Origin of the sequence: Pseudomonas sp. AM8, assembly GCF_036346475.1 — a bacterium.
Classification (GTDB): Bacteria; Pseudomonadota; Gammaproteobacteria; order Pseudomonadales; family Pseudomonadaceae; genus Aquipseudomonas; species Aquipseudomonas marginalis.
The window spans coordinates 63609-85957 of record NZ_JAOTNX010000019.1; the positions used below are offsets into that span (position 1 = coordinate 63609).

The 22349-nt window shown below is 61.3% G+C and carries 15 protein-coding genes; 2 read left to right on the plus strand and 13 right to left on the minus strand.

Annotation, left to right across the window (positions count from 1 at the left end; genetic code table 11):
* Nucleotide 1 precedes the first annotated feature (1 nt).
* The 6 genes from V3W40_RS31750 to V3W40_RS31775 form a co-directional block, all read right to left on the minus strand.
* Nucleotides 2–292: a hypothetical protein gene (locus tag V3W40_RS31750; protein ID WP_027607770.1), complete on the minus strand. Its 291-nt coding sequence runs from the start codon at nucleotides 290–292 to the stop codon at nucleotides 2–4.
* A gap of 38 nt (nucleotides 293–330) precedes the next feature.
* Entirely contained in the window at nucleotides 331–1677 is a 1347-nt protein-coding gene (gene astB, locus V3W40_RS31755; RefSeq protein ID WP_065926192.1) for an N-succinylarginine dihydrolase, read from the minus strand.
* Between the two features lie 156 nt (nucleotides 1678–1833).
* Complete coding sequence (gene astD, locus V3W40_RS31760) at nucleotides 1834–3303, minus strand: succinylglutamate-semialdehyde dehydrogenase (protein WP_330216343.1); 1470 nt, start codon at nucleotides 3301–3303, stop codon at nucleotides 1834–1836.
* A complete protein-coding gene (gene astA / locus V3W40_RS31765) occupies nucleotides 3300–4325 on the minus strand; it encodes an arginine N-succinyltransferase (RefSeq protein WP_027607767.1) in 1026 nt (341 codons plus the stop codon). The genes astD and astA overlap by 4 nt, the downstream gene beginning before the upstream one ends.
* Before the next feature lie 49 nt (nucleotides 4326–4374).
* Entirely contained in the window at nucleotides 4375–5394 is a 1020-nt protein-coding gene (aruF, locus tag V3W40_RS31770; RefSeq protein ID WP_003175655.1) for an arginine/ornithine succinyltransferase subunit alpha, read from the minus strand.
* A gap of 207 nt (nucleotides 5395–5601) precedes the next feature.
* Nucleotides 5602–6822, minus strand: a complete 1221-nt coding sequence (locus V3W40_RS31775) for an aspartate aminotransferase family protein (RefSeq protein ID WP_027607765.1) — start codon at nucleotides 6820–6822, stop codon at nucleotides 5602–5604.
* 303 nt (nucleotides 6823–7125) lie between these two features.
* Here V3W40_RS31775 and V3W40_RS31780 point away from each other — a divergent pair, with 303 nt between their 5' ends.
* Entirely contained in the window at nucleotides 7126–13053 is a 5928-nt protein-coding gene (locus V3W40_RS31780) for a dermonecrotic toxin domain-containing protein (protein WP_330216341.1), read from the plus strand.
* 10 nt (nucleotides 13054–13063) lie between these two features.
* Here the strand turns inward: V3W40_RS31780 and argR are convergent, their stop codons facing one another.
* The 7 genes from argR to acs form a co-directional block, all read right to left on the minus strand.
* On the minus strand, nucleotides 13064–14044 hold the full coding sequence (argR, locus tag V3W40_RS31785) for a transcriptional regulator ArgR (RefSeq protein ID WP_065947832.1): 981 nt from the start codon (nucleotides 14042–14044) through the stop codon (nucleotides 13064–13066).
* Between the two features lie 218 nt (nucleotides 14045–14262).
* Nucleotides 14263–15027: an ABC transporter ATP-binding protein gene (locus V3W40_RS31795; protein ID WP_010208310.1), complete on the minus strand. Its 765-nt coding sequence runs from the start codon at nucleotides 15025–15027 to the stop codon at nucleotides 14263–14265.
* A gap of 27 nt (nucleotides 15028–15054) precedes the next feature.
* Nucleotides 15055–16167, minus strand: a complete 1113-nt coding sequence (locus tag V3W40_RS31800; protein WP_065926196.1) for a succinylglutamate desuccinylase/aspartoacylase family protein — start codon at nucleotides 16165–16167, stop codon at nucleotides 15055–15057.
* A 1-nt stretch (nucleotide 16168) separates the two neighbouring features.
* The gene (locus V3W40_RS31805; RefSeq protein WP_053140043.1) at nucleotides 16169–16867 is read right to left on the minus strand and encodes an ABC transporter permease; all 699 of its coding nucleotides are present in this window, start codon (nucleotides 16865–16867) and stop codon (nucleotides 16169–16171) included.
* Nucleotides 16864–17553 (minus strand): ABC transporter permease, encoded by a 690-nt coding sequence (locus tag V3W40_RS31810; RefSeq protein ID WP_010208305.1) that lies wholly within the window; start codon nucleotides 17551–17553, stop codon nucleotides 16864–16866. Before V3W40_RS31810 ends, V3W40_RS31805 begins: the two co-directional genes overlap by 4 nt.
* Before the next feature lie 91 nt (nucleotides 17554–17644).
* Nucleotides 17645–18430 carry an ABC transporter substrate-binding protein gene (locus V3W40_RS31815; protein WP_065926197.1) on the minus strand — a complete coding sequence of 262 codons (786 nt, stop codon included), beginning with the start codon at nucleotides 18428–18430 and terminating at the stop codon, nucleotides 17645–17647.
* Between the two features lie 695 nt (nucleotides 18431–19125).
* Complete coding sequence (gene acs, locus V3W40_RS31820; protein WP_330216342.1) at nucleotides 19126–21081, minus strand: acetate--CoA ligase; 1956 nt, start codon at nucleotides 21079–21081, stop codon at nucleotides 19126–19128.
* Between the two features lie 411 nt (nucleotides 21082–21492).
* Between acs and V3W40_RS31825 the strand changes: the two genes are divergently transcribed.
* On the plus strand, nucleotides 21493–21762 hold the full coding sequence (locus V3W40_RS31825; protein WP_027607759.1) for a DUF2790 domain-containing protein: 270 nt from the start codon (nucleotides 21493–21495) through the stop codon (nucleotides 21760–21762).
* The last annotated feature ends 587 nt before the right edge of the window (nucleotides 21763–22349 follow it).

Consider the following 22349-nt stretch of genomic DNA (forward strand, 5'->3'; position numbering starts at 1 on the left):
CTTAGTGGTTGCAGCCTGGGCCATGGACGTGATCGTCGTCATCACCTTCAACGTCGGCCGGTTCCATTTCCAGTTGCAGGCTCATCAGGTTGGTGGCCAGGGGGCGCATCAACAGGTTGGCGTATTCGGCGTCGCCTTCTTCCACGTCCACGCCGATCAGCAGTTGGCCACGGCCGTCGTGCTGGATCCAGATTTCCTTGCCCTGCCAGACCACGGCGACGCGGGTGCAGGAGGTTTCCAGCTGGGTACCGTCGGTGTCTTCAAGGATCAGTTGCAGGGTGTCGGTGCTCATAAATAATTCTCAGCCATAGGGTGTAAAAAGAGGTGGCGTTAATTGATCTGGAAAGGATAAACCGAGCCCAGTTTAAGGATTTGCGTCAGTTCATCCAGTGCCGTCCGGCACTCAAGCAGCAATTGCGGGTCAGCCAGGTCGGTTTCGCGCAGGCTGTCGCGGTAGTGCTTGTCGACCCATTGGGTCAGTGTGTCGTACAACGGCGCGGTCATGATAACCCCTGGGTTCACCGCTGCCAGCTCGGTTTCGTTCAGGGCCACGCGCAGGCGCAGGCACGCCGGGCCTCCGCCGTTCTGCATGCTTTGCTTGAGGTCGAAGACTTTGACTTCGCGGATCAGCCCAGCGGACGCCGTCAGGCCTTGCAGGTACTGCCAGACGCGCTCGTTGGCGCGGCACTCCTCCGGCACGATCAGCAACATCGAACCGTCGGCGCGGGTCAGCAACTGGCTGTTGAACAGGTAGGAACGCACCGCGTCCTCGACGCTGACCTGGGCACGCGGCACACACACCGCCTGGAAGTTGCCGCCCAGCTTGCCCAACTTGCCCTGCAACTCGGCCAGCATCTGTTCGGTATTGAGGAATGCGTCCTCGTGATAGAACAGCACCTCGCCGTTGCCCACCGCGATCACGTCGTTGTGGAACACGCCGGCATCGATCACCGCCGGGTTCTGCTGGGCGTAGACCACGCCTTCATCCTTCAGGCCATGCAGGCGGGCGACGGCCTGGGAGGCTTCGAGGGTCTGGCGCGCCGGGTACTTCTGCGGGGCCGGGTAACGGGGGTCGAACGCGCTGCGCCCGAACACGAAAAACTCCACGCCCGCGTCGCCGTACTCACGGCAGAAACGCGTGTGGTTGGCCGCACCTTCGTCGCCGAACTGCGCCACCGCCGGCAACGCGGCGTGGTGGGCAAAGTGCTTCTGGTCGGCAAACATCGCCCCCAGCACGCGGCTGGTGGTGGGGTGTTCGATGCTGCGGTGGTATTTGCAATTGAGGTTGGCGGCGGTGAAATGCACGCGGCCATCTGCCGTGTCGGCGCTCGGGCTGACGGTGGCGGCGTTGGCCACCCACATGCTCGATGCCGAGCAACTGGCGACCAACAACGGCATGGCCTGCTTGGCCGCCTGCTGGATGACCTGGGCGTCGGTGCCGCTGAAACCGAGGTTGCGCAACGCCGCTACGTCCGGACGCTCCTGGGGCGCGAGCACGCCTTGCACAAAGCCCATGTCCATCAGGGCTTTCATTTTCTGCAGGCCCTGCAACGCCGCTTCCCTGGGGTTGGAATGCTGCTGGCTGTTGCTCTGGGACGCGACGTTGCCGAAGGACAAACCGCCGTAGTTATGGGTCGGCCCCACTAGACCGTCAAAATTGACTTCATAGGATTTCATCGGCGAGGCTCCACGAACATCTGTTTTTATAGGCTTCAAAAATCTTCAACACACCACAAATCCAGTGTGGGAGGGGGCTTGCTCCCGATAGCAGTCTGTCAGTTGATCAATCAGGTGACTGACACACCGCCATCGGGAGCAAGCCCCCTCCCACATTTAGATCAGCGTAATGCCGGGGGTTAGCGTGGCCGGTACCACCAGGCTTGGCGTTTCAAGCGACGCCACCGGGTACGCACAATAATCCGCCGCGTAATACGCACTGGCGCGATGGTTGCCCGAGGCCCCTACCCCACCAAATGGCGCGGTGCTGGCGGCGCCGGTCAGCTGTTTGTTCCAGTTGACGATGCCAGCACGGCTTTCCAGCCAGAATTGCTGGTAACGCGCCTCGGAATCGGACAACAGGCCCGCGGCCAGGCCGTACTGGGTGTTGTTGGCTTCGGCAATCGCCGCCGCGAAATCGGCGTAGCGGATCACCTGCAACAACGGGCCGAACAGCTCTTCGTCTTCGCGCTCGGTCACGCCGGTCACGTCGATGATGCCTGGGGTCAGCAAGGCAGCCTGGTCCTGGGGCTGGGTCATCTCCAACAGCGCCACGGCGCCATTGGCCAACATCAACTTCTGGGCCTCCATCAGGGCTTTTGCCGCCGCCAGGGATATCACCGAGCCCATGAACGGCGGCGGTTGCTGGTCGAACGCGCCGACTTCAATCGTCGCACTCACCGCCACCAGCCGCGCCAGCAGCGCATCGCCCCAGGCGCCTTCCGGCACCAGCAGGCGACGGGCACAGGTGCAACGCTGGCCGGCGGAGATAAACGCCGACTGGATGATGGTGTAGACCGCCGCATCCACGTCGGCTACTTCATCTACCACCAGCGGGTTGTTGCCGCCCATTTCCAGGGCCAGGATCTTGTCCGGACGCCCGGAGAACTGCTGGTGCAGATGATTGCCGGTACGGCTGGAACCGGTGAAGAACAACCCATCGATACCGGGGTTGGCGGCCAACGCAATGCCGGTCTCGCGCGCACCTTGCAGCAGGTTCAACACGCCCGCCGGCAAACCGGCGTCGATCCAGCACTGCACGGTCAGCTCGGCGACTTTCGGGGTCAGCTCGCTGGGCTTGAACAGTACGGTGTTACCCGCCAGCAACGCCGGGACGATATGCCCGTTGGGCAGGTGACCGGGGAAGTTGTAAGGACCAAACACCGCCACCACGCCGTGGGGCTTGTGGCGCAATACGGCGGTGGCGTCGCCCAGGGGGCCGCTCTTCTCGCCGGTACGCTCGCGGTAGCTTTGCACCGAGATCGCGATCTTGTTGGCCATGCTGGTGACTTCGGTGGCCGACTCCCACAGCGGCTTGCCGGTCTCCTCGCCGATGCAGCGGGCGATTTCATCGGCGCGGCTTTTCAGGCTCGCGGCGAAGGCTTCCAGCACGCTGATGCGCTCTTCCAGCGGGCGCCGGGCCCAGGCCGGGAACGCCTGGCGCGCGGCCTGCACGGCCGACTCGACCTGCTCGACCGTGGCGCCATTACCGACCCACAGCACCTGCTGGGTCACCGGGTTACGCGATTCAAACAGTTCACCCTGGCCAGCCAGCCAGCTACCTGCGATATACAACGAATTCATTATTTCGACTCCCGAGCAGCAGACAACGGTACGGCACGCACTTGATCACCCACCACCAGTTGCAGGCGCTTGGCGGTTTGCGGATCGACCACCAGCGTGCCTGCCGCCAGGCGCGCCGGTGCGGCGGTGATGCGGCAATCTTCGCGTTTGCGGTTATGGATCAGGAACGGCGTGGCGTCGTCCCCCGGTGTGCCGATGGCCAACACCAATGATTGGCTGTCGCGCACCGCACGGATCTTGGCGGTCTCGCACTCCACCGCCGGGCCGGCGTCGAAAATATCGACGTAGCCCTGGTAGCTGAAGCCTTCGCTCTTGAGCATGCTCAACGCCGGCTCGGTGTCCGGGTGGACCTTGCCGATCACGTTGCGCGCGTCCTCGGAAAGGAAGCAGCTGTACAACGGAAACTTGGGCATCAGCTCAGCGATAAACGCCTTGTTGCCCACGCCGGTCAGGTAGTCGGCCTGGCTGAATTCCATCTTGAAGAAGTGCCGGCCCAGGCTTTCCCAGAACGGCGAACGCCCGGCGTCGTTGGACACGCCACGCATCTCGGCGATGATCTTGTTGCCAAACAGCTGTGGGAACTCGGCGATAAACAGCAGGCGCGCCTTGGCCAGCATGCGGCCGTTGAGGCCGTTGCGGTAATCGGCATGCAGGAACAACGAGCACAGCTCGGAATTGCCGGTGAGGTCGTTGGCCAGGAACAGCGTCGGAATTTCACGGTAGATATTCAGTTCCTGGGAGGCGCTGACCGTCAGGCCGACCCGGAAGTTGTACCACGGCTCGCGCAGGCCGACGGCACCGGCGATGGCGGAAATCCCCACCACGCGGCCTTCGTCGTTTTCCAGCACGAACAGGTAGTCGGCATCACCGCGCCCGGCGTCGCCACGAAAGGTTTTTTCCGCCCAGCCAACCCGGTGGGTCAGGCGCTCTTCGTTGGCCGGCAAGGTGGTGAGGCCGGTGCCGGTGCTGCGCGCCAGATCAATCAGGGCCGGTAAATCGCTGCTGCGTACGGGACGAACGATCATGCTATCTCCTCAGACGGGCCGCTGCTGCCAGCCACCCGCGACACTCTGTTTATACCGCTACCAGGCGCACACTCGCACCTTCACCAACACCCAGGGCTTCGGCGGCTGCCAGGTCCAGGGTCACCGGCTTGCCGGGCGCGTAGTCCAGCTCCAGCATGACCGCGCGGTAATCCTGCAACTGCGCGTTGCTCACCAGGTACTGGCGGCCGACACCCTTGACCATCTCGCCGATCTTCACCGGCACCACACGGCTCTGGGCGATCGAGCGAATGCCCGAGACCCGTGCGTGCAGCGTTGGGCCGCCGTCGAAGATGTCGATGTAGTGGTCAGTCTCGAAGCCTTCGCGCATCAGGATGTCGAAGGTGATCTGCGCACGCGGGTGCACCTGGCCCATGGCTTCCTGGGCTTCGTCCGGCAACAGCGGCACGTAGATCGGGTAATGCGGCATCAGCTCGGCGAGGAACGTACGGCTTTTCAGCCCGCACAGGCGCTCGGCGGCAGCGTAGTTGAGGTCGAAGAAGTTGCGGCCGATGGCATCCCAGAACGGCGAATCACCGTTCTCGTCGCTGTAGCCGACAATCTCGGTCACCACCGAGTCGGCAAAGCGCTCGGGGTGGCTGGCGACGAACAACAGGCGGCCACGGGAATTGAGTTCCGACCACGGCGAACCGACCAGCTCCGGCACCACGTAGAAGCTGGTGAGCAGGCTGTTTCCGGTGAGGTCATGGCACTGGGAAAGCACGTGGATCTTGTTGTGGATCTTCAGCTCGCGGGAGGCGTGCACGAAGGTCTCGTTACGAAAACTGTAGAACGGCTCCGAGTAACCGGCCGAGGCGACGATGGCCGAGCAGCCGGCGAGCTTGCCGGTCTCGGTGTCTTCCAGCACGAAGAAATAGCTTTCTTCACCGTTGAAACTCACCTCGGCCGCGAAGGACGCTTCGCTGGCGGCGATCTTGTCGCTCAGGCGTTCCACATCATCCGGCAAGGAGGTGACACCAATCGGGCTGTCCGCAGCCAGACGCTGTACCTCGCCCAGATCAGCCATTTGCGCGGGGCGCATCACCAGCATGGTGTCACTCCTTAACTCTAGAACTCACAGGAAAAAAATACCGAACAGGTCAGGAACACCCCATATCTTCATGTGGGGCATATTCCAGTGTGGGAGGGGGCTTGCCCCCGATAGCGGTGTATCAGTCACCAGATGCATCAACTGACAGACTGCTATCGGGGGCAAGCCCCCTCCCACATTTGATCCGGTCCGACAGACAGATATGTATCAGGCTTGGGTCAGCGTTTTTACCGCACGCTCGAAACGATCCAGGCCTTCGTTGATGTCCGCGTCTTCCACCACCAGGCTCGGGGCAAAACGCACCACGTCGGGGCCGGCTTGCAGGATCATCAGGTTTTCTTTCTCGGCCGCGTTGAACACGTCCTTGGCCTTGCCTTTGAACGCATCGCTCAGTACGCAACCGATCAGCAGGCCCATGCCGCGCACTTCGGTGAAGATGCCGTACTGCTTGCCGATCTGCTCCAGGCGCGCCTTGAACAGGTCGTGCTTGGCGTTGACGCCGGCCAGCACCTCAGGGGTGTTGATCACGTCGATGACCGCTTCGGCCACTGCGCACGCCAGCGGGTTGCCGCCGTAGGTGGTGCCGTGGGTACCGACCACCAGGTGCTTGGCCAGGTCTTCACGGGTGAGCATCGCCGCGATCGGGAAACCGCCGCCCAGGCTCTTGGCGCTGGTGAGGATGTCGGGCACCACGCCGTAGTGCTGGTAGGCAAACAGATGGCCGCTGCGGCCCATGCCGGTCTGCACTTCGTCGAAAACCAGCAGCGCATTGTTGGCGTCGCACAGTTCGCGGGCACCTTGCAGGTAAGCCAGTTCGGCCGGCAGTACGCCGCCTTCGCCCTGGATCGGTTCCAGCACCACGGCGCAGGTCTTGTCCGATACGGCGGCTTTCAGCGCTTCCAGGTCGTTATAAGGGACGTGGGTGATGCCGGTGATTTTAGGCCCGAAACCATCGGAGTACTTCGACTGGCCACCGACGTTGACGGTGAACAGGGTACGGCCGTGGAAGCTGTTCAGCGCGGCAATGATCTCGTACTTCTCGCTGCCGAAACGGTCGAACGCCACGCGACGGGCCAGCTTGAATGCGGCCTCGTTGGCCTCAGCGCCCGAGTTGCAGAAGAACACGCGCTCGGCAAACGTGGCGTCGATCAACTTATGGGCCAGGCGCAGGGCCGGCTCATTGGTGAAGACGTTGGAGACGTGCCACAGCTTGTTGGCCTGCTCGGTCAATGCACCGACCAGCGCCGGATGGGCGTGGCCCAATACGTTGACCGCGATGCCGCCGGCAAAGTCGATCAGCTCGCGACCCGCCTGGTCCCATACGCGCGAACCTGCGCCGCGCACGGGGATGAACGCAGCAGGGGCGTAGTTGGGAACCATGACCTGGTCGAAATCGGCACGTTGCACCGGGGCTTGCTCAACGGACATCGGAGTCTCCTGAAGAGGAACGCCTGCCTGGAACTGGCGGGCGATGCAGGGATTGTAAGGACAGTTTTCAGAGCGGCCTTGCCGCCAAGCGACAACTTCTTATAGCGCCAACCCGCGATTTAGGCGGGTTTACGCCAATGCGACAAATAGCGTCGCAATGGCGCAGTTTAAACCGTGTGCCGGCTCCATGGGCAGGTGATGTTCGCGAATCCGCAGAAGCACACCGCACCAACTATCTACCGCCGTCGATCGCGTGCCGACTGGTCTGCTGAAAAGACACTCACACTGTCAAGGATCGATCCCATGCCTCCCCTCCCCGCACCCGCCAACGGCGAAGTTCGCCACACCATTGTCATGCAGGCCATTCCCCACTGGCTGGGTGAAGCCACGCCAGCCAGGCGCTCCACCCTAGGCGAAGTGTCCGGGAGTTTTCCCGACTGGTACAAAAACGCCTCCGCCACCCAGCACGCCGAACTCAAGCGTCTCAACGGCGAAGCCTGGACCCGGCAGAATCAGGTAGACAAGGCTCTGGCCGGCCTCAAAAGCCCGCAAACCTTCGGCGCCGAGCTGCTGCAACCGGCGCTGAAGCGCCAATACGGCGTCGATCTGGATGTGCGCAGCACCTGGCTGCAACTCTATGTGCCATTGACGCTTGCGGGGTTTCGGGTTCAGGCCGGGGCCTCGCGTACGTGGAGCGTTTCACTGCTCAACGCCGCGCTGCACAACTTCGAGCCCGACGAAGCACAGCCCGATGCCTACGAGCGCAACTCCGGCTTCAGCAGCCAACCCAACGCCGCCGGGCATTTCCAAAGCCTGCCGGCGGTTGACGCACGCATCACCATTGCCCAATTTGCCACCCTCTGCCGTGAATTGGATATCGGCGGGCGCTATCAGCGCTATCTCGAAGATTACCTGGGGCTGGAAAACCCTGTGGCCATGGCCGCCCTGCAATACAAGGTCGAGCAGAGCCTGAGCAGCGCGCTCAAACGCTCGCTGTACATGGCACTGCTCACGGGCGACATCCCGCAAACCGGCTACGACGCGGTCCACAGCCTGATTGATCACGGACAGCACAGCCAGATGTGGGTTGCTCATGAGCTGGTGATCATGTCCAGCCGCCTGACCGGGATCGTACTGTTTTCCCAGGACCTGGATGCAAGCCGCGAGCCGGTGCCGGTGATCGCCTATATCCCTGACGACCCGCAGCACCCCATCAAGCAATACGCCAGCACGCAGGCGTTTATCCAGGCGCTCACCGAACGGTTGCGCGCCTCGGACTTTCAGCACTTCTTCAGCCGCTTTGTCGACCATGCCGACCTGGGGCGTTTTTTCGCCGACCTCACGGGCCGCCTGAGCCAAGTGACCTGGCACTCGCATACACCGGGCGATCCGCTGCCCAGTTGGCGCGGCAGCGAGGTGGAACGAGCAAACCTGCAGTTTCGTGGCATTCCCATCAAGCAGCCGCTGTTCCATTACCTGCATCAGATGAAGTTGAGCAAACTGCTGAACGACGCGCGCAGCCAGGCCGTGAGCACCGCCAGCGCCAACCAGAAAGCGCGCTGGGAGCGCTGGGACCTGGTGCAAAAAATCGCCTCGGCACTGCTGCAAGTCGTCGCCCTGATTGCCACCCCCTTTGTGCCGCCATTGGGCATGCTCATGCTCGGCTACACCGCCTACCAATTGCTGGACGAAGCCTTCGAAGGGGTTATCGACTGGGCCGAAGGCCAGGTGCAGGAAGCCTTCGGACATGCTATGGGGTTTATCGAGCAACTGGTGCAATTGGGCCTGTTTGCCACCGGCATCCCCATCGCCCAGGGCATTCTGCGCAAAGTGCTGCCGAGTGAGTGCCTGGGTTTTCTGGATGGCCTCACACCCGTGACCAGACCCGATGGCGGCGAACGCCTGTGGAAGCCCGATCTTGAGCCTTATCGTCTCAAACAGAGCCCGCCCAGCGGCGTACGTCCTGATGAGAAAGGCGTGTACCGCTTCAACGGCAAAAACCTGCTGCAGGTGGGCGACGACTATTACACCGTCCGGCAAGACCCCATCAGCCAGCGCTATTTTGTGCAGCACCCCAGCCGTGCGTCGGCCTACCAGCCGCAGGTGATCAGCAACGGCCAGGGCGCCTGGATTACCGAGTTGGACCGCCCGCTGAGCTGGGACAGCGCCACACTGATGCGGCGTCTCGGCTACCCGGCCGAAGGCCTGGATGACGCGCGCTTGCAGCAGGCGCGCAGCGTCAGCGGTACCCACGACAACGCGCTGCGCCAGATGCACCACACCGGGCAAACGCCGCCGCCGCTGCTGGCCGATACCCTCAAGCGCTTCAAGATCGATCTAGCGCTGCAAGACTTCATCACGCAACTCAACAGCGATGACCCGCTCATCTATGGCCAGGCGGACGTTCAGACACAGTTGCAGATACTCACCAGCTACGGCCTGTGGCCCGCCTCCAAGACCTTGCGGTTCCTGGATACCCAAGGGAAAACCCAATGGGAGTTTCTTGGCCGGCCCGAAGCTAGCGTGGTACAGATCCATGAAAGCCAATTGGAAAATGGTGATCTGCTACGCGTGCTGGTGGAGAGTTTGGATGAAGCCGAGCGCAAAGCACTGCTTGAAGAACCCGCCGACCAGCCCGCCTCCCATGCGTCTATTCGCGCCGCGGCCCTGCGCAAAAAGATCGCCCGCCTTGCCCACGAAAAACGCTTCTCGCTGTTCGATTCCCGCTACCGCAGCGAAGAACATAGCCCGGGGGCAGCGCTGCAAAAAATCATCGACGCCGCCCCCGAGCCCGGCCTGCCCGTCAGCGTCGCCCATGAACTGCTGGCCAATGCCACCGGCGACGAGTTGCAAGCCATCGACCAAGGCAAGGTGCCGACGCATATAGCCGAGCAAGCCGCAGCCGCCCAACTGGATGTGCGCACCACCCGTGCTTACGAAGGGCTCTACCTGGACGCCGTCGACAACCCCGACACTCACCTGCTCGCGCTGCTGTCCCTGGAGCGCCTGCCCGGATGGTCGACGCGCATGCGCCTGGAAGTCCGGCAGTACCGTAGCGACGGCCCGTTGCTGGAGGCTATCGGCGCCGAAGACGCGCCGCTCAAGCGAATCGTCATCCATACCGAATCGGGCCGCTATACGCCTGTCGGTGAACAGGGCCCGGTGTTTGGCAACACCGATTTCTTCACCGCCATCCTCCAGGCGATCCCCGATAGCCAGCGCGACGCCCTGAACATCCACATCGGCCAGGGCGAGCGCCTGCGCCAGGCGATTGGCGAGCACGTGCTCGATCGCGAGAGGCTGCGCACCTTGCTAAGCGCAGACACTTACCGCAAACCGACGTTCGACCCCACAGTCATGCGCCTGCGTGGCGGCATGGACGGTTATCAGGCAGCAGGGCCGTCACAGCCACCAGCCGCCGAGCCGCAGCCCACGCTTGAGCAGCGCGCCCAGCACTTGCTGCCCAGCCTCCCTGCGGAACAGATCGCCGACCTGGTTCAGACCCTGGAAAGCCGTCCCGGCGGCGCCTTGGCGACCCTGATAACCCTGCAGGTCGAATACAACAAACTGGACACCGACCTCGCCGTCTGGGAACACATGACGCCCACCTTCCACCCCATCACTGAAGCACCACTGACGCCCCGGGAATACCAGTACGTGCGACGCAACCGTGCCCTGTGGGCCCAGGAGGTCAGGCGCGGCTGGCGCCAGGAAACCGCGATTGATCACTACCATGACCAACTGCTCCTCAATGGCCACAAGCTGCAACTGACGATCCCGATCTACGGCGAACTGCCCAGGCTCACGGCACGCTTCGAGCACATCAGCCTGCTGGAGCTCAAGGGGCAGCACACCGCACTGGAGATCAATGACTTCGTGCAGTTGTTCCCACGCCTGCGTCACCTGAACGTCAGCCAGTTTTACCTGGGTGGCCTTGCGCCAAGCATCGCGCAACTGCCCAGCCTCGACGCGCTGATATTGAGCGACTGCAACATTACCCTGACCGAAGAAACTCGGGTGGCCCTTGGCAGCATGACTCTCCTGAAGACCCTGGACCTGTATAACAACCCTCTGGGCCTGACGCCCAGCGTTACCCACATGGCCCACCTGCAACACTTGGACCTGAGCTACACCGGCATCCGTGATTTGCCGCCAGGCCTGCTGAACCGTCCACAGTTGGAACTGGCGGTTTTGTCCAATAACCAGATCCGCGAACTGCCTCCGGCGCTGTTCGAGTTGCCGGTAGAAACCAGCCGCAAGTTCGACCTCTCCAGCAACCCGCTGTCGGGACCCACGCTGGAGCGGGTCAAGGGGTACTACCAAAGAACCGGTGGCCGCTGGGACATTGACGCGCCCGGCACCGAAATCCAAAGCGCCAGACGCCTTTACCCAACGCTGTCGGACAATGACATCAATCAGCTCATCTTCGATTTCCCGGGCAACCTGGACGCAGGCCGCGCAGCGCTGGCGCAGCTTGAAATCGAATACCCGCGGATTCGCCAAACGCTGGCACCTTGGGCCGACGACGAGCAAGTGTCCGCCCAGGAGCGCACCTATCGCTCACTGTTCGTGGACACGCTCGAAGCCGGCTGGCGTCGGGAAACCGAGCAGGACACACGCGCCCCAGGGCGTCTCCCGCGCTTCACACTCAACCTGCCCTACCCCATCAGCGGCGATATTCCCGCCCTGAGCACGCCCTTCCCCCATGTCTCATCACTGAGCCTGTCCGGCAATGCATCCACCCTGCAGCCCAACGCGTTTCTGCGCAGCTTTCCACAGTTGGAGCGCCTGTCCATCGAGCGCTATACCCTGATGCATTTGCCCAGGACCCTGCCGCAACTGGAGCGGCTGACCCATCTGCGCCTGGATCGCTGCGCCATTGAACTGAACCCCGCCAGCGCCCAGGTGCTTTCCAGCCTGACCCACCTCCAACACCTGGACCTGGCCAATAACCGCCTGGTCTGGCTACCGGACTTCAATCGCCTGACAGCCCTGACCAGCCTGTCACTGAGCAACACCGGCCTGCGGGAAATTCCACCGGCGCTGCTGGCGGGCAACATCGCCCGGACACGGGTAGACCTGAGTCACAACGCCATCGAGCAGATTCCCGATCAAGGCTTCCAACTGCCCGCCACCCTCAGCGCAGCCTTTGACCTGTCGGATAATCCGTTGTCACGGCACACCCTCGCCCGCATCAAAACCTACTGCCAGGCCACTGGCGAGCACTGGAACGCGCCGGCCCCCCAACCCCAACTGCAACAGCTACAAGCACTGTACCCAAGCCTCAACAACCGCGAGGTCAGCCGTGTGTACTTCCAGTTACCGGGCGACCTGGACACCGTAGACCTGCACATCACGCGCCTGGATGGCGAGTATCAGGACCTGCAGGCACACCTCCAAGCCTGGGCTATGGAGGTCCCCTCCAGAGACCCACTGCTCGACACCGTGCTGGACGAGGGCGCGCGGGCCGAAGAACAAATCCGTCGCCTGGGCTTCAAGGATTTGCTCGAACGCTGCTGGCGCCGGGAGGGCGAGTTGGACGACTCCAACGGTTTCACCCGCCACAGCCATAAACTGGTGTTCCACGGCCAGTTATTGGGGGACATGCCGATGCTGAGTGCGCAGTTCGATCACGTGAGCCTGCTGGAGATCATCGGAGACGGTACCAACCAGCAAGTGGACGGTCTGCTGCGCTGCTTCCCCAACCTTGTCAGCCTGACCCTCGAACGCCACACACTGCTGGATATCCCCGCCTCGGTGTTCGGCCTCCGACGCCTGCGCTATCTGAAGCTGGCGGAAAACCATATCCGTCTGACCCGCGAGAGCAAAGAGCAGCTCTCACGCCTTATCCACCTGGAATACCTGGACCTGAGTGACAACCCGCTGATATTTATTCCCGACATCCGCAACCTTGGACGGCTAGTGTCGATCTACCTGCACAACTGCGGGCTGACACACGTGCCGGAAGGCGTCTTTGCCCTGGGCCGCCTGCGGGTGCTGGACTTGAGTGACAACGAAATCGTCGACGTGCCCAGCGACCTGTTGGAAATGCCGTTGCCACTCAACGATGACTCCGACCTCAGCGGCAACCCACTGTCCGATCAGAGCATCGAGCTGCTGCGCGACTATTACCGCCAGACAGGCTACGAACTGGGCGTGGAAGAGGCGATGTTCGACGAGTTCGGCGTGGCGCTGATGGCCCCGGGAACCCCGAGACCCATGGAGGAATAAGCGAGGATGCTCAGCCGCGCTCGGACGGCACTGACGACAACTCGAACGGGCTGCTGCTGCGCCGCTGGTTGCGATCTTCACGTGGGGTGGCGCCAAAGAAGTTGCGGTAGGCGCTGGAGAAATGCGGCCCCGACGAGAAGCCGCAGGACAGGCCGATCTGGATGATCGATTTGCTGGTTTGCATCAACATCTGGCGCGCCTTGTTCAGGCGCAGTTCCAGGTAGTACTGGCTGGGAACGCGATTGAGGTATTGCTTGAAGATCCGTTCCAGTTGTCGTCGCGACACGCACACGTGCTGGGCGATCTCGTCGGTGGTAAGCGGTTCTTCGATGTTGGCTTCCATCAGCAACACCGCCTGGGTCAGCTTCGGATGGCTGGAGCCCAGGCGATTTTGCAAGGGAATGCGCTGGCGCTCGCCGCCTTCGCGGATGCGCTCCACCACCAGTTCTTCCGACACCGCGCCCGCCAGCTCGGCGCCGTGGTCGCGGGCTAGCACCGCCAGCAACAGGTCGAGTACCGACATGCCACCGCAGGCGCTCAAACGGTCACGGTCCCAGTCGAACAGGTGGCTGGTGGCAATGACCTTAGGGAAGCGCTCGGCAAAATCGTCCTGCCAGCGCCAGTGCACAGCGGCGCGGTAGCCATCCAGCAGACCCAACTGAGCCAGCGGGTACACACCCGCTGACAAGCCGCCGATCACACAACCAGCACGCACCAACTGCTTGAGCGCAGTGCTGAGCTGGGAGGCAATAGCCGTGGGCGGTTCGTCAGCCAACAGGAACAGCTTCTGGAAACCTTCCAGCTTGCCGGCCCACGGCTCACCCGGCAATTGCCAGGCCCCTTCGGTCGCCGGTTCTGCGAGCAGAAACGACAACTCGTAGACCACATCCGGATGCACCCGCTGAGCAACGCGCAAGGCCTCCTCAGCCAGCGCAAGCGTGAGTGCTTTTGTGCTGGGCCAAATCAGGAAACCAATTTTATGGGCGGTCATGGAGTGCTATCCGGAGCGAGTAACAGTAATGAAGACAGAGGCCAATGCTAGCCCGTAAACCAACACAAAGCTCAAAAACGATAAAGACCTGCTTTCCTGTAGGAGCGAGCTTGCTCGCGAAAAACCTGAGAACACCACGGGGCATCAGGCTTCCCGCGTTATCGTTGACGATCTTCGCGAGCAAGCTCGCTCCTACAGGCGGAAAGCAGCGGCCTTGATTATTTCAAGCTGCCGGACAGGAACTGCTGCAACCGCTCGGACTGCGGGTTGACCAGCACTTCCCGCGGGTTGCCACGCTCTTCGACGATGCCTTTATGCAAGAACACCAGCTGGTTCGACACTTCACGGGCAAAGCCCATTTCGTGGGTCACCACCACCATGGTGCGGCCTTCCTGGGCCAGGTCCTGCATGACCTTGAGCACTTCGCCCACCAGCTCGGGGTCGAGGGCCGAGGTGGGTTCGTCGAACAGCATCACCTCAGGCTCCATCGCCAGGGCACGGGCGATCGCCACGCGCTGCTGCTCGCCCCCGGACATGTGGCCGGGGAACGCATCCTTGCGATGGCCCACGCCGACCTTGGCCAAATAGTGCTCGGCCTTTTCACGGGCCTCTTTCTTCGACACGCCCAGCACATGCACCGGGGCTTCCATCACGTTTTCAATCGCGGTCATGTGCGACCACAGGTTGAAATGCTGGAACACCATCGACAGGCGCGAGCGCATGCGTTGCAGTTGCTTAGGGTCGGCGGCCTTCATGGCGCCGTCCTTGTTGGCCACCAGTTTCAGCTCTTCGTTATTGAGCAGGATCTTGCCGGCGTGGGGTTGCTCCAGCAGGTTGATGCAGCGCAAAAAGGTACTTTTGCCCGAACCACTGGAACCGATGATGCTGATCACATCACCGGCCGCGGCGGCCAGAGACACGCCTTTGAGCACTTCATGACTGCCATAGCGTTTATGCAGGTCTTGGACTTCAAGTTTGTACATGCGGTCGGTTCTCACAAAAACAGGTGGTCAGTCGTTGAGCAAGCGCCCGTGACGCAGCGCTTCGCGCCCCGCCACCTTGGCCAGCCAGAAACCCGCTTGGGCATAACGTAGCCGTTCAACGGCAAACAACACCCCCGAGGTGCCTGCGCAGATAATGCTCACGCGGTCTTCCAGGGGGTCAATCACTTCAAAAATCGGCTCGCCCTTCTCGATCCAGTCGCCGGCTTTACGCAGGTAACTGATCACCCCGGCGTGGGGCGCGAACAGCAATTCGGTGCCTTCGAAGGGCACGCCTTCACACGGTTCGTGTTGCGGCGCCGGCCATTCGCCCTTGATCAGGCCTTGCTCGGCGAGAAACGCGAGGATGCCTTCGGCGTGGAAGATCGCTTCGTCACGACCGGTGTCCGCTTGACCGCCCAACTCCAAGGTAGTCGCCAGGCAGGCCAGCGGGATCTGCGCGTCAGGGAAGGCGCGGGACAGACGCAGCCACGGCAACGAGCAGGCCTCATCAAACGAGCTGCCGCCGGAATCTTCCGCGAGCAGACCGACTTTCACATTCAAGTGCGCCGACAGCGAACGCCACTGCGGCCAGTGCTGGGGCAGCGCGTACATGTGCAGTGCGGCTTCGGCGTCGCAGTGCAGGTCGAGGACGATATCGGCGCTGCACGCATGGCTCAGCAGGATGCGTTGCATGCCTTGCAATTGGCTGCTCGGCTCGGGCAATGCGTTGAGCGCATCGGCCATCGCTTGGCGAATCATACGCACGTTGGCGTGAGCATCATCCCCCAGCTTGCCTGTGAGCAACTCGGCCACCGGCTCGCTCAACTCAACGAAATCGCGGTTGAAATTCTTGCCGCTGCCCACTTCGAAACGGCCCTGGTGGCTGCCTTGCAGCAACTGGCCCAGGCCCATCGGGTTGGCCACCGGCACCAGCTCGATCACGCCGTTGAGGGCACCTTGCGCTTCAAGTTCGGCGAGGCGTTTTTTCAGCTCCCACGCGGCGCGCATGCCGGGCAATTCATCGGCGTGCAGGCTGGCCTGGATATAGGCCTTGCGCTCGCCACTGCCGAAACGGAACACGCTCAGTTGGCGCTCGCAGCCCAGGTGGCCCCAGGGCAACAGGTGATCGATACGTTCCATATCAGTGCTTCCGTGGAGCCAGGTAGCTCAGCCAGCGGCGCTCGGCCAACTTGAACAGGCGCACCAGGATAAAGGTCAGGCACAGGTAGAACACGCCGGCGGTGATGTAGGCTTCGAACGGCAGGTAAAACTGCGCGTTGACCGTGCGCGCGGCACCGGTGATGTCGATCAGGGTGACGATGGACGCGAGACTGGTGGTCTGCAGCATCATGATCACTTCGTTGCTGTACTGCGGTAGCGCGCGGCGCAGGGCCGACGGCAGCAGGATGCGGCGGTACAGCTTGTAGCGCGACATGCCCATGGCCTTGGCCGCTTCGATCTCGCCATTGGGGGTGGCCTTGAGGCTACCGGCAATGATCTCGGCGGTGTAGGCGCTGGTGTTGATCGCAAAGGCCAGGCACGCGCAGAAGGTCGCACTGGACAGCAGCGGCCACAGGAAGCTCTCGCGCACCGCTTCGAACTGCGCCAGGCCGTAGTAGATCAGGAACAGCTGCACCAGCATCGGCGTGCCGCGGATCACGTAGGTGTAGAGCCAGGCCACGCCGTTGACGACCGGTTGCTTGGACACACGCATCAAGCCCAGGGGCAAGGCGGCGAGCAGGCCGAAGAACAGCGAGATGGCGAGCAGTTTCAGGGTGGTCAGCAGGCCGCCAAGGTACAGCGGCATGGCCTCCCAGATGACGTTGTAGTCGAAGATCATAGATCAGCCGCCCTTACGCCTACCGAGTAGCGCTTCTCAAGATGACGCAAGGCCAGCAACGACACACTGGTGATCACCAGGTACATCGCCGCCACTGCGAGGAAGAAGGTAAAAGGCTCGCGGGTGGCATCAGCCGCCTGCTTGGCCTTGAACATCATGTCTTGCAGGCCCACCACCGAGATCAGCGCGGTGGCCTTGGTGAGTACCAGCCAGTTGTTGGTAAACCCGGGGATCGCCAGCCGGATCATCTGCGGCACCATCACCCGGAAAAACACCTGGAAGCTGCTCATGCCATACGCCAGGCCGGCTTCGGCCTGGCCCTTGGGGATGGCCATGAAGGCGCCACGGAAGGTTTCCGACAGGTAGGCGCCAAAGATGAAACCCAGGGTGCCGATACCGGCGGCCAAGGGGTTCAAGTCGATATAGTCGTCATAGCCGAGCATCGGCGCGACGCGGTTAAGCAGGTCCTGACCACCGTAGAAAATCAGCAGGATCAGCACCAGGTCGGGGATCCCGCGGATCACCGTGGAGTACAAGTCACCCAGCCAGGCCAACCAGCGCACCGGCGACAGGCGTAACGCGACCCCGATCAGACCCAGAACAATGGCCAAGGCCATGGACGACAAGGCGAGCTGAAGCGTCAACCATGCGCCATCGAGGATGACGGCCCCGTAGCCTTTCAACATGATTCAGGTCCTCGAAAAGGGGGATGAAAAAATGGCGCAAACCGCAGGAATTCTGTTGCTTGCGCCATTTCGGACAGATCGCTGCGACGATTTACTTGGCGTCAGCGCCGTAAATATCGAAGTCGAAGTACTTGTCCTGGATTTTCTTGTATTCGCCGTTGGCACGGATCGCGGCAATGGCTGCGTTGATGCGGTCGAGGTTTTCCTTGTCGCCTTTGCGTACGGCGATGCCGATGCCGTCACCGAAGTACTTGGCGTCGGTGAACTGTGGGCCCACGAACGCGTAGCCTTTACCGGCTGGCGTCTTCAGGAAGCCGTCTTGCAGCAGGGTGGCGTCGGCCACGGTGCCGTCGAGGCGACCGGCTTCCACGTCCAGGTAGATTTCGTTCTGCGAGCTGTAAGGCACAACAGTGGCGCCTTTAGGAGCCAAGACTTCCTTGGCGAAACGATCGTGGATCGAACCGCGTTGCACACCGATCTTCTTGCCCTTCAATTCATCCAGGCTGTCGCTGACGGTGGTGCCTTCCTTCATCACCAGTTGCGCTGGGCTGAGGTAGTAACGGTTGGTGAAGTCCACGGACTTCTTGCGGTCTTCCGTGATGGACATGGACGACAGGATCGCGTCGATCTTGCGCACTTTGAGCGCAGGGATCAGGCCGTCGAACTCTTGCTCGACCCAGGTGCACTTGACCTTCATCTCTTCGCACAGGGCGTTGCCGATGTCGTAGTCAAAACCGACGATGCTGCCATCCGGTGCCTTGGAGGCAAACGGAGGGTAGGCCGCTTCGATACCAATTTTCAGAGGCTTGCCTTCAGCGAAAGCCTGCATGGACAGCACGGACAGCGCCAGGGCGCCCAACAGCACGAGTTTCTTCATCTTGGGACTCCATCGGTATAGGGCAAAACAGCAGTATGAGCCATGGCCCACGATGCGACTGAGTGAAACCGAATAGCGGTGCTGCGTCCTACACCAATTCAACAGTGGAGACGACGAGCGAGTGATCGGCATTCTAACGACAGGCCGGAAGCCGATATTTCCTCAATGCGACAACAATTTACAGAAGCACTGAGAAAGCGGTTCCAGCACATTGACAGCCTCTGAATTTTATGCAGAGACAAAAGATATTAAACCTGTTGATGCTGCAAATTGCGGGCCTATTATTCGCAAACCCTTCTAGCACGGCAAGTGTGGCGTTTAATCTTATGGCTCGGGGTGTCTAAGGCGCGGTTTTTCGGGGCATAAGCGTAGCCCTTTGCCTCAGGTTTGGGCGATGGGTTACACATTTGTGCCACTCGGTAACATTCAGAAACCTCCTACGCGAAAAACCGATATTTATTTGACTGGTGGTCATGCGGGTCTGTCAGTTCCTCCTCCATACCCACCTTGGAATGCAATCCAAATGTGGGAGGGGGCTTGCCCCCGATAGCGGTGTTTCAGCTATAGATGAGTTGACTGACCCACTGCTATCGGGGGCAAGCCCCCTCCCACATTGGATCTCCTCCGATTTCAAGCACTCACAAAAAAGCCCCACCCGGCTCACACCGAATGGGGCTTTGTCTGACCAGCCCGCCTTACGCGACGCTCATGGTCTTGTGGGTCTCAATCAAATGCGCCACTACCCCCGGGTCCGCAAGGGTGGAAATATCGCCCAGCCCGTCGTACTCGGCCGTGGCAATCTTGCGCAGGATACGGCGCATGATTTTCCCCGAGCGCGTCTTCGGCAAGCCCGGTGCCCACTGGATGACGTCCGGCGAGGCAATCGGCCCGATTTCCTTGCGCACCCAGTTCTTCAGCTCCAGGCGCAGGGCTTCGCTGGGTTCTTCGCCATTCTTCAGGGTCACGTACACATAGATGCCCTGGCCCTTGATGTCGTGCGGCACACCCACCACCGCCGCTTCGGCGACTTTAGGGTGGGCAACCATGGCGCTTTCGATCTCGGCGGTGCCCATGCGGTGGCCGGATACGTTCAACACGTCATCCACACGGCCGGTGATCCACCAGTAGCCATCTTCATCGCGACGGGCGCCGTCACCGGTGAAGTACATGCCACGGAAGGTCTTGAAGTACGTGTCGACAAAACGGTCATGGTCGCCGTACAGGGTACGGGCCTGGCCTGGCCACGAGTCGAGAATCACCAGGTTGCCTTCGGCGGCGCCTTCGATGATGTTGCCCAGGTTATCCACCAACGCCGGCACCACACCGAAGAACGGCCGCGCGGCAGAACCCGGCTTGAGTGCATGGGCACCCGGCAGCGGGCTCATCAGGGTGGCGCCGGTTTCGGTCTGCCACCAGGTGTCGACGATCGGGCAACGGGATTGGCCGACGTTCTTGTAGTACCAGTCCCACGCTTCCGGGTTGATCGGCTCACCCACCGAGCCCAACAGGCGCAGGCTGCTGCCATCGACGCCTTCGCAGGCAGCGGTGCCGGACGCCATCATCGCGCGGATCGCGGTCGGGGCGGTGTAGAGGATATTGACCTTGTGCTTGTCGACGATCTTGCCCACCCGGGTAATGTCCGGGTAGTTCGGCACACCTTCGAACAGCAAGGTGGTCGCGCCATTGGCCAGCGGGCCGTAGACAATATACGTGTGGCCGGTGACCCAGCCGACGTCGGCGGTGCACCAGTAGATTTCGCCCGGGCGGTAGTCGAATACGCGCTCGTGGGTCAGGGCCGCGTACAACAGGTAGCCGCCGGTGGTGTGCTGCACGCCTTTCGGCTTGCCGGTGGAACCTGAGGTGTAGAGGATGAATAGCGCTTCTTCGGCGCCCATCTCTTTGGGCGCACACACGGTGCCCGCCACTTTCATCAGGTCTTCGTACCAGATGTCGCGATGCTGGTTCCACTTGATCGAACCATTGGTGCGCTTGCACACGATGACCTTCTGGATGCTGCTGGTTTCCGGGTTGGTCAGCGCGTCGTCGACGTTGGCCTTCAGCGGAATCTTCTTACCGGCGCGAATGCCTTCATCGGCCGTGATCACCACCTTCGACTTACAGTCGATGATGCGACCGGCCAGGGCCTCCGGCGAGAAACCACCAAACACCACGGAATGGATCGCACCGATGCGGGTACACGCCAGCATGGCGACCACGGCTTCGGGAATCATCGGCATATAGATGGTTACCACGTCGCCGCGGTGTACATCCTGGCCACGCAGGGCGTTGGCGAACTTGCAGACTTCTTCGTGCAGCTCGCGGTAGGTGATGGTACGGCTCTCGGCCGGGTCATCGCCCTCCCAGATGATCGCCGCCTGGTCGCCGCGCTCGGCGAGGTGACGGTCCAGGCAGTTGTAGGAAACGTTCAGGGTGCCATCGGCGAACCACTTGATGTCGACATGGTGATCGTCGAAAGAGGTCTGCTTCACCGCGGTGAAAGGCTTGACCCAGTCAAGGCGCTTGGCTTGCTCGCGCCAGAAACCGTCGGGGTTGACCACCGACTGCTGGTACATGGCCTTGTAGGTTGCCTCGTCGGTCAGCGTGTTGGCTGCTACTTCGGGGCGAACGGGGTACAGGGAAGCCGCACTCATCTTTCTTACCTCGGTGACATAGTTGTTGTTGTATGACCCAGTTGTATCCGGGGTGGGCCTATAGAACCATTCGACGATGGTAGTAACAAGACCCTACAAAATGCCCTGCTATCCCCGTTTACCGCTCTGGCCCGCAGCCTGCGGGGCTTTGCGGGTGGGTGAAAAAACCTTTATCACGGGATTGTTACAAAAACCGCCAATAGTCTTTATCAAAAGCACGGGTATATGAATATAACCCGCAGGCCTAGAATCACTTCCGCCAACCAAGGCATTGTGATTAACACAACAGTGATTAACAACGTAACAGCCCCCACGAAGGCACGTTAATCCGAACTAACCAATCCTAAGTTACACACGTGGCCTCACAAGGGCCCCGTGACCCCTTTCGCCCTGAAGAAGGTAAGTAAAGAAATGAAAGCTCTCGTAGTTATGGCCCTCAGCAGCTTGTGCGCCACCGCCGCCCTGGCCGACGAGGCCCCGACCGAGCTGGCCGGCCAGAACGCCCCGATTGTCGAGGACTACACCTATAGCACCAAGCTGGACGTGGCCAAAGTATTGTCCATGAGCACAATCCCGGAAGTCTGCGAAGTTGTGCCGGTAAAGATGGAATATGAAGACTCCCAGGGTCAGCGCCATATCCTTAATTACCATGTCATGGGTAATGGTTGCTCTAACGGATAACAACTTCGTTAGTTGGAACAGACCCGGATCTTATTCGCCGCAAGAAATCGTTCTTGCGGCAAAGAACCGGTCCTCCCTTCCCGCCCTCAAAAAGCCCTCCCCTCTTCCCCACAATAAATAGCCCACCGCCCGTCAAAAATTTCCTACCCCATCAACCCCCCGCAAACCCTCACTCTGGCTCAAATAGCCGCCTTTTTGTCTCTGATCCGAGACCATCCGCCGCAACACAAAGCCGAATTTTTCCCTATAATGCGCGGGTAAATCGGGCCTGCAATATCCCTTTACACAGGGACGAAGAGCCAGATCTTGAGCCTGCGCTGGAGTATGCATCCACCGCTCCGCCCCTCAAGCCTCATGCAGTACCCGTTACCCAATTCCGTTTATTTGCCTGCGCGAGCTGTTGCAACAAACGATTCCTTAAGATCCACCGCGGCCCGAGGGCCGTGTGAACACCCAACCATCCGGTTTCACACGGGCACCTTTGAGCCCTCACGCAGGAGACGACACGTCATGCTGAGCTGGGACGAATTCGACAAAGAAGAAGACGGTGAAGTAGCCACCAAAGGCGCCAACGCCGGCCACGCCAC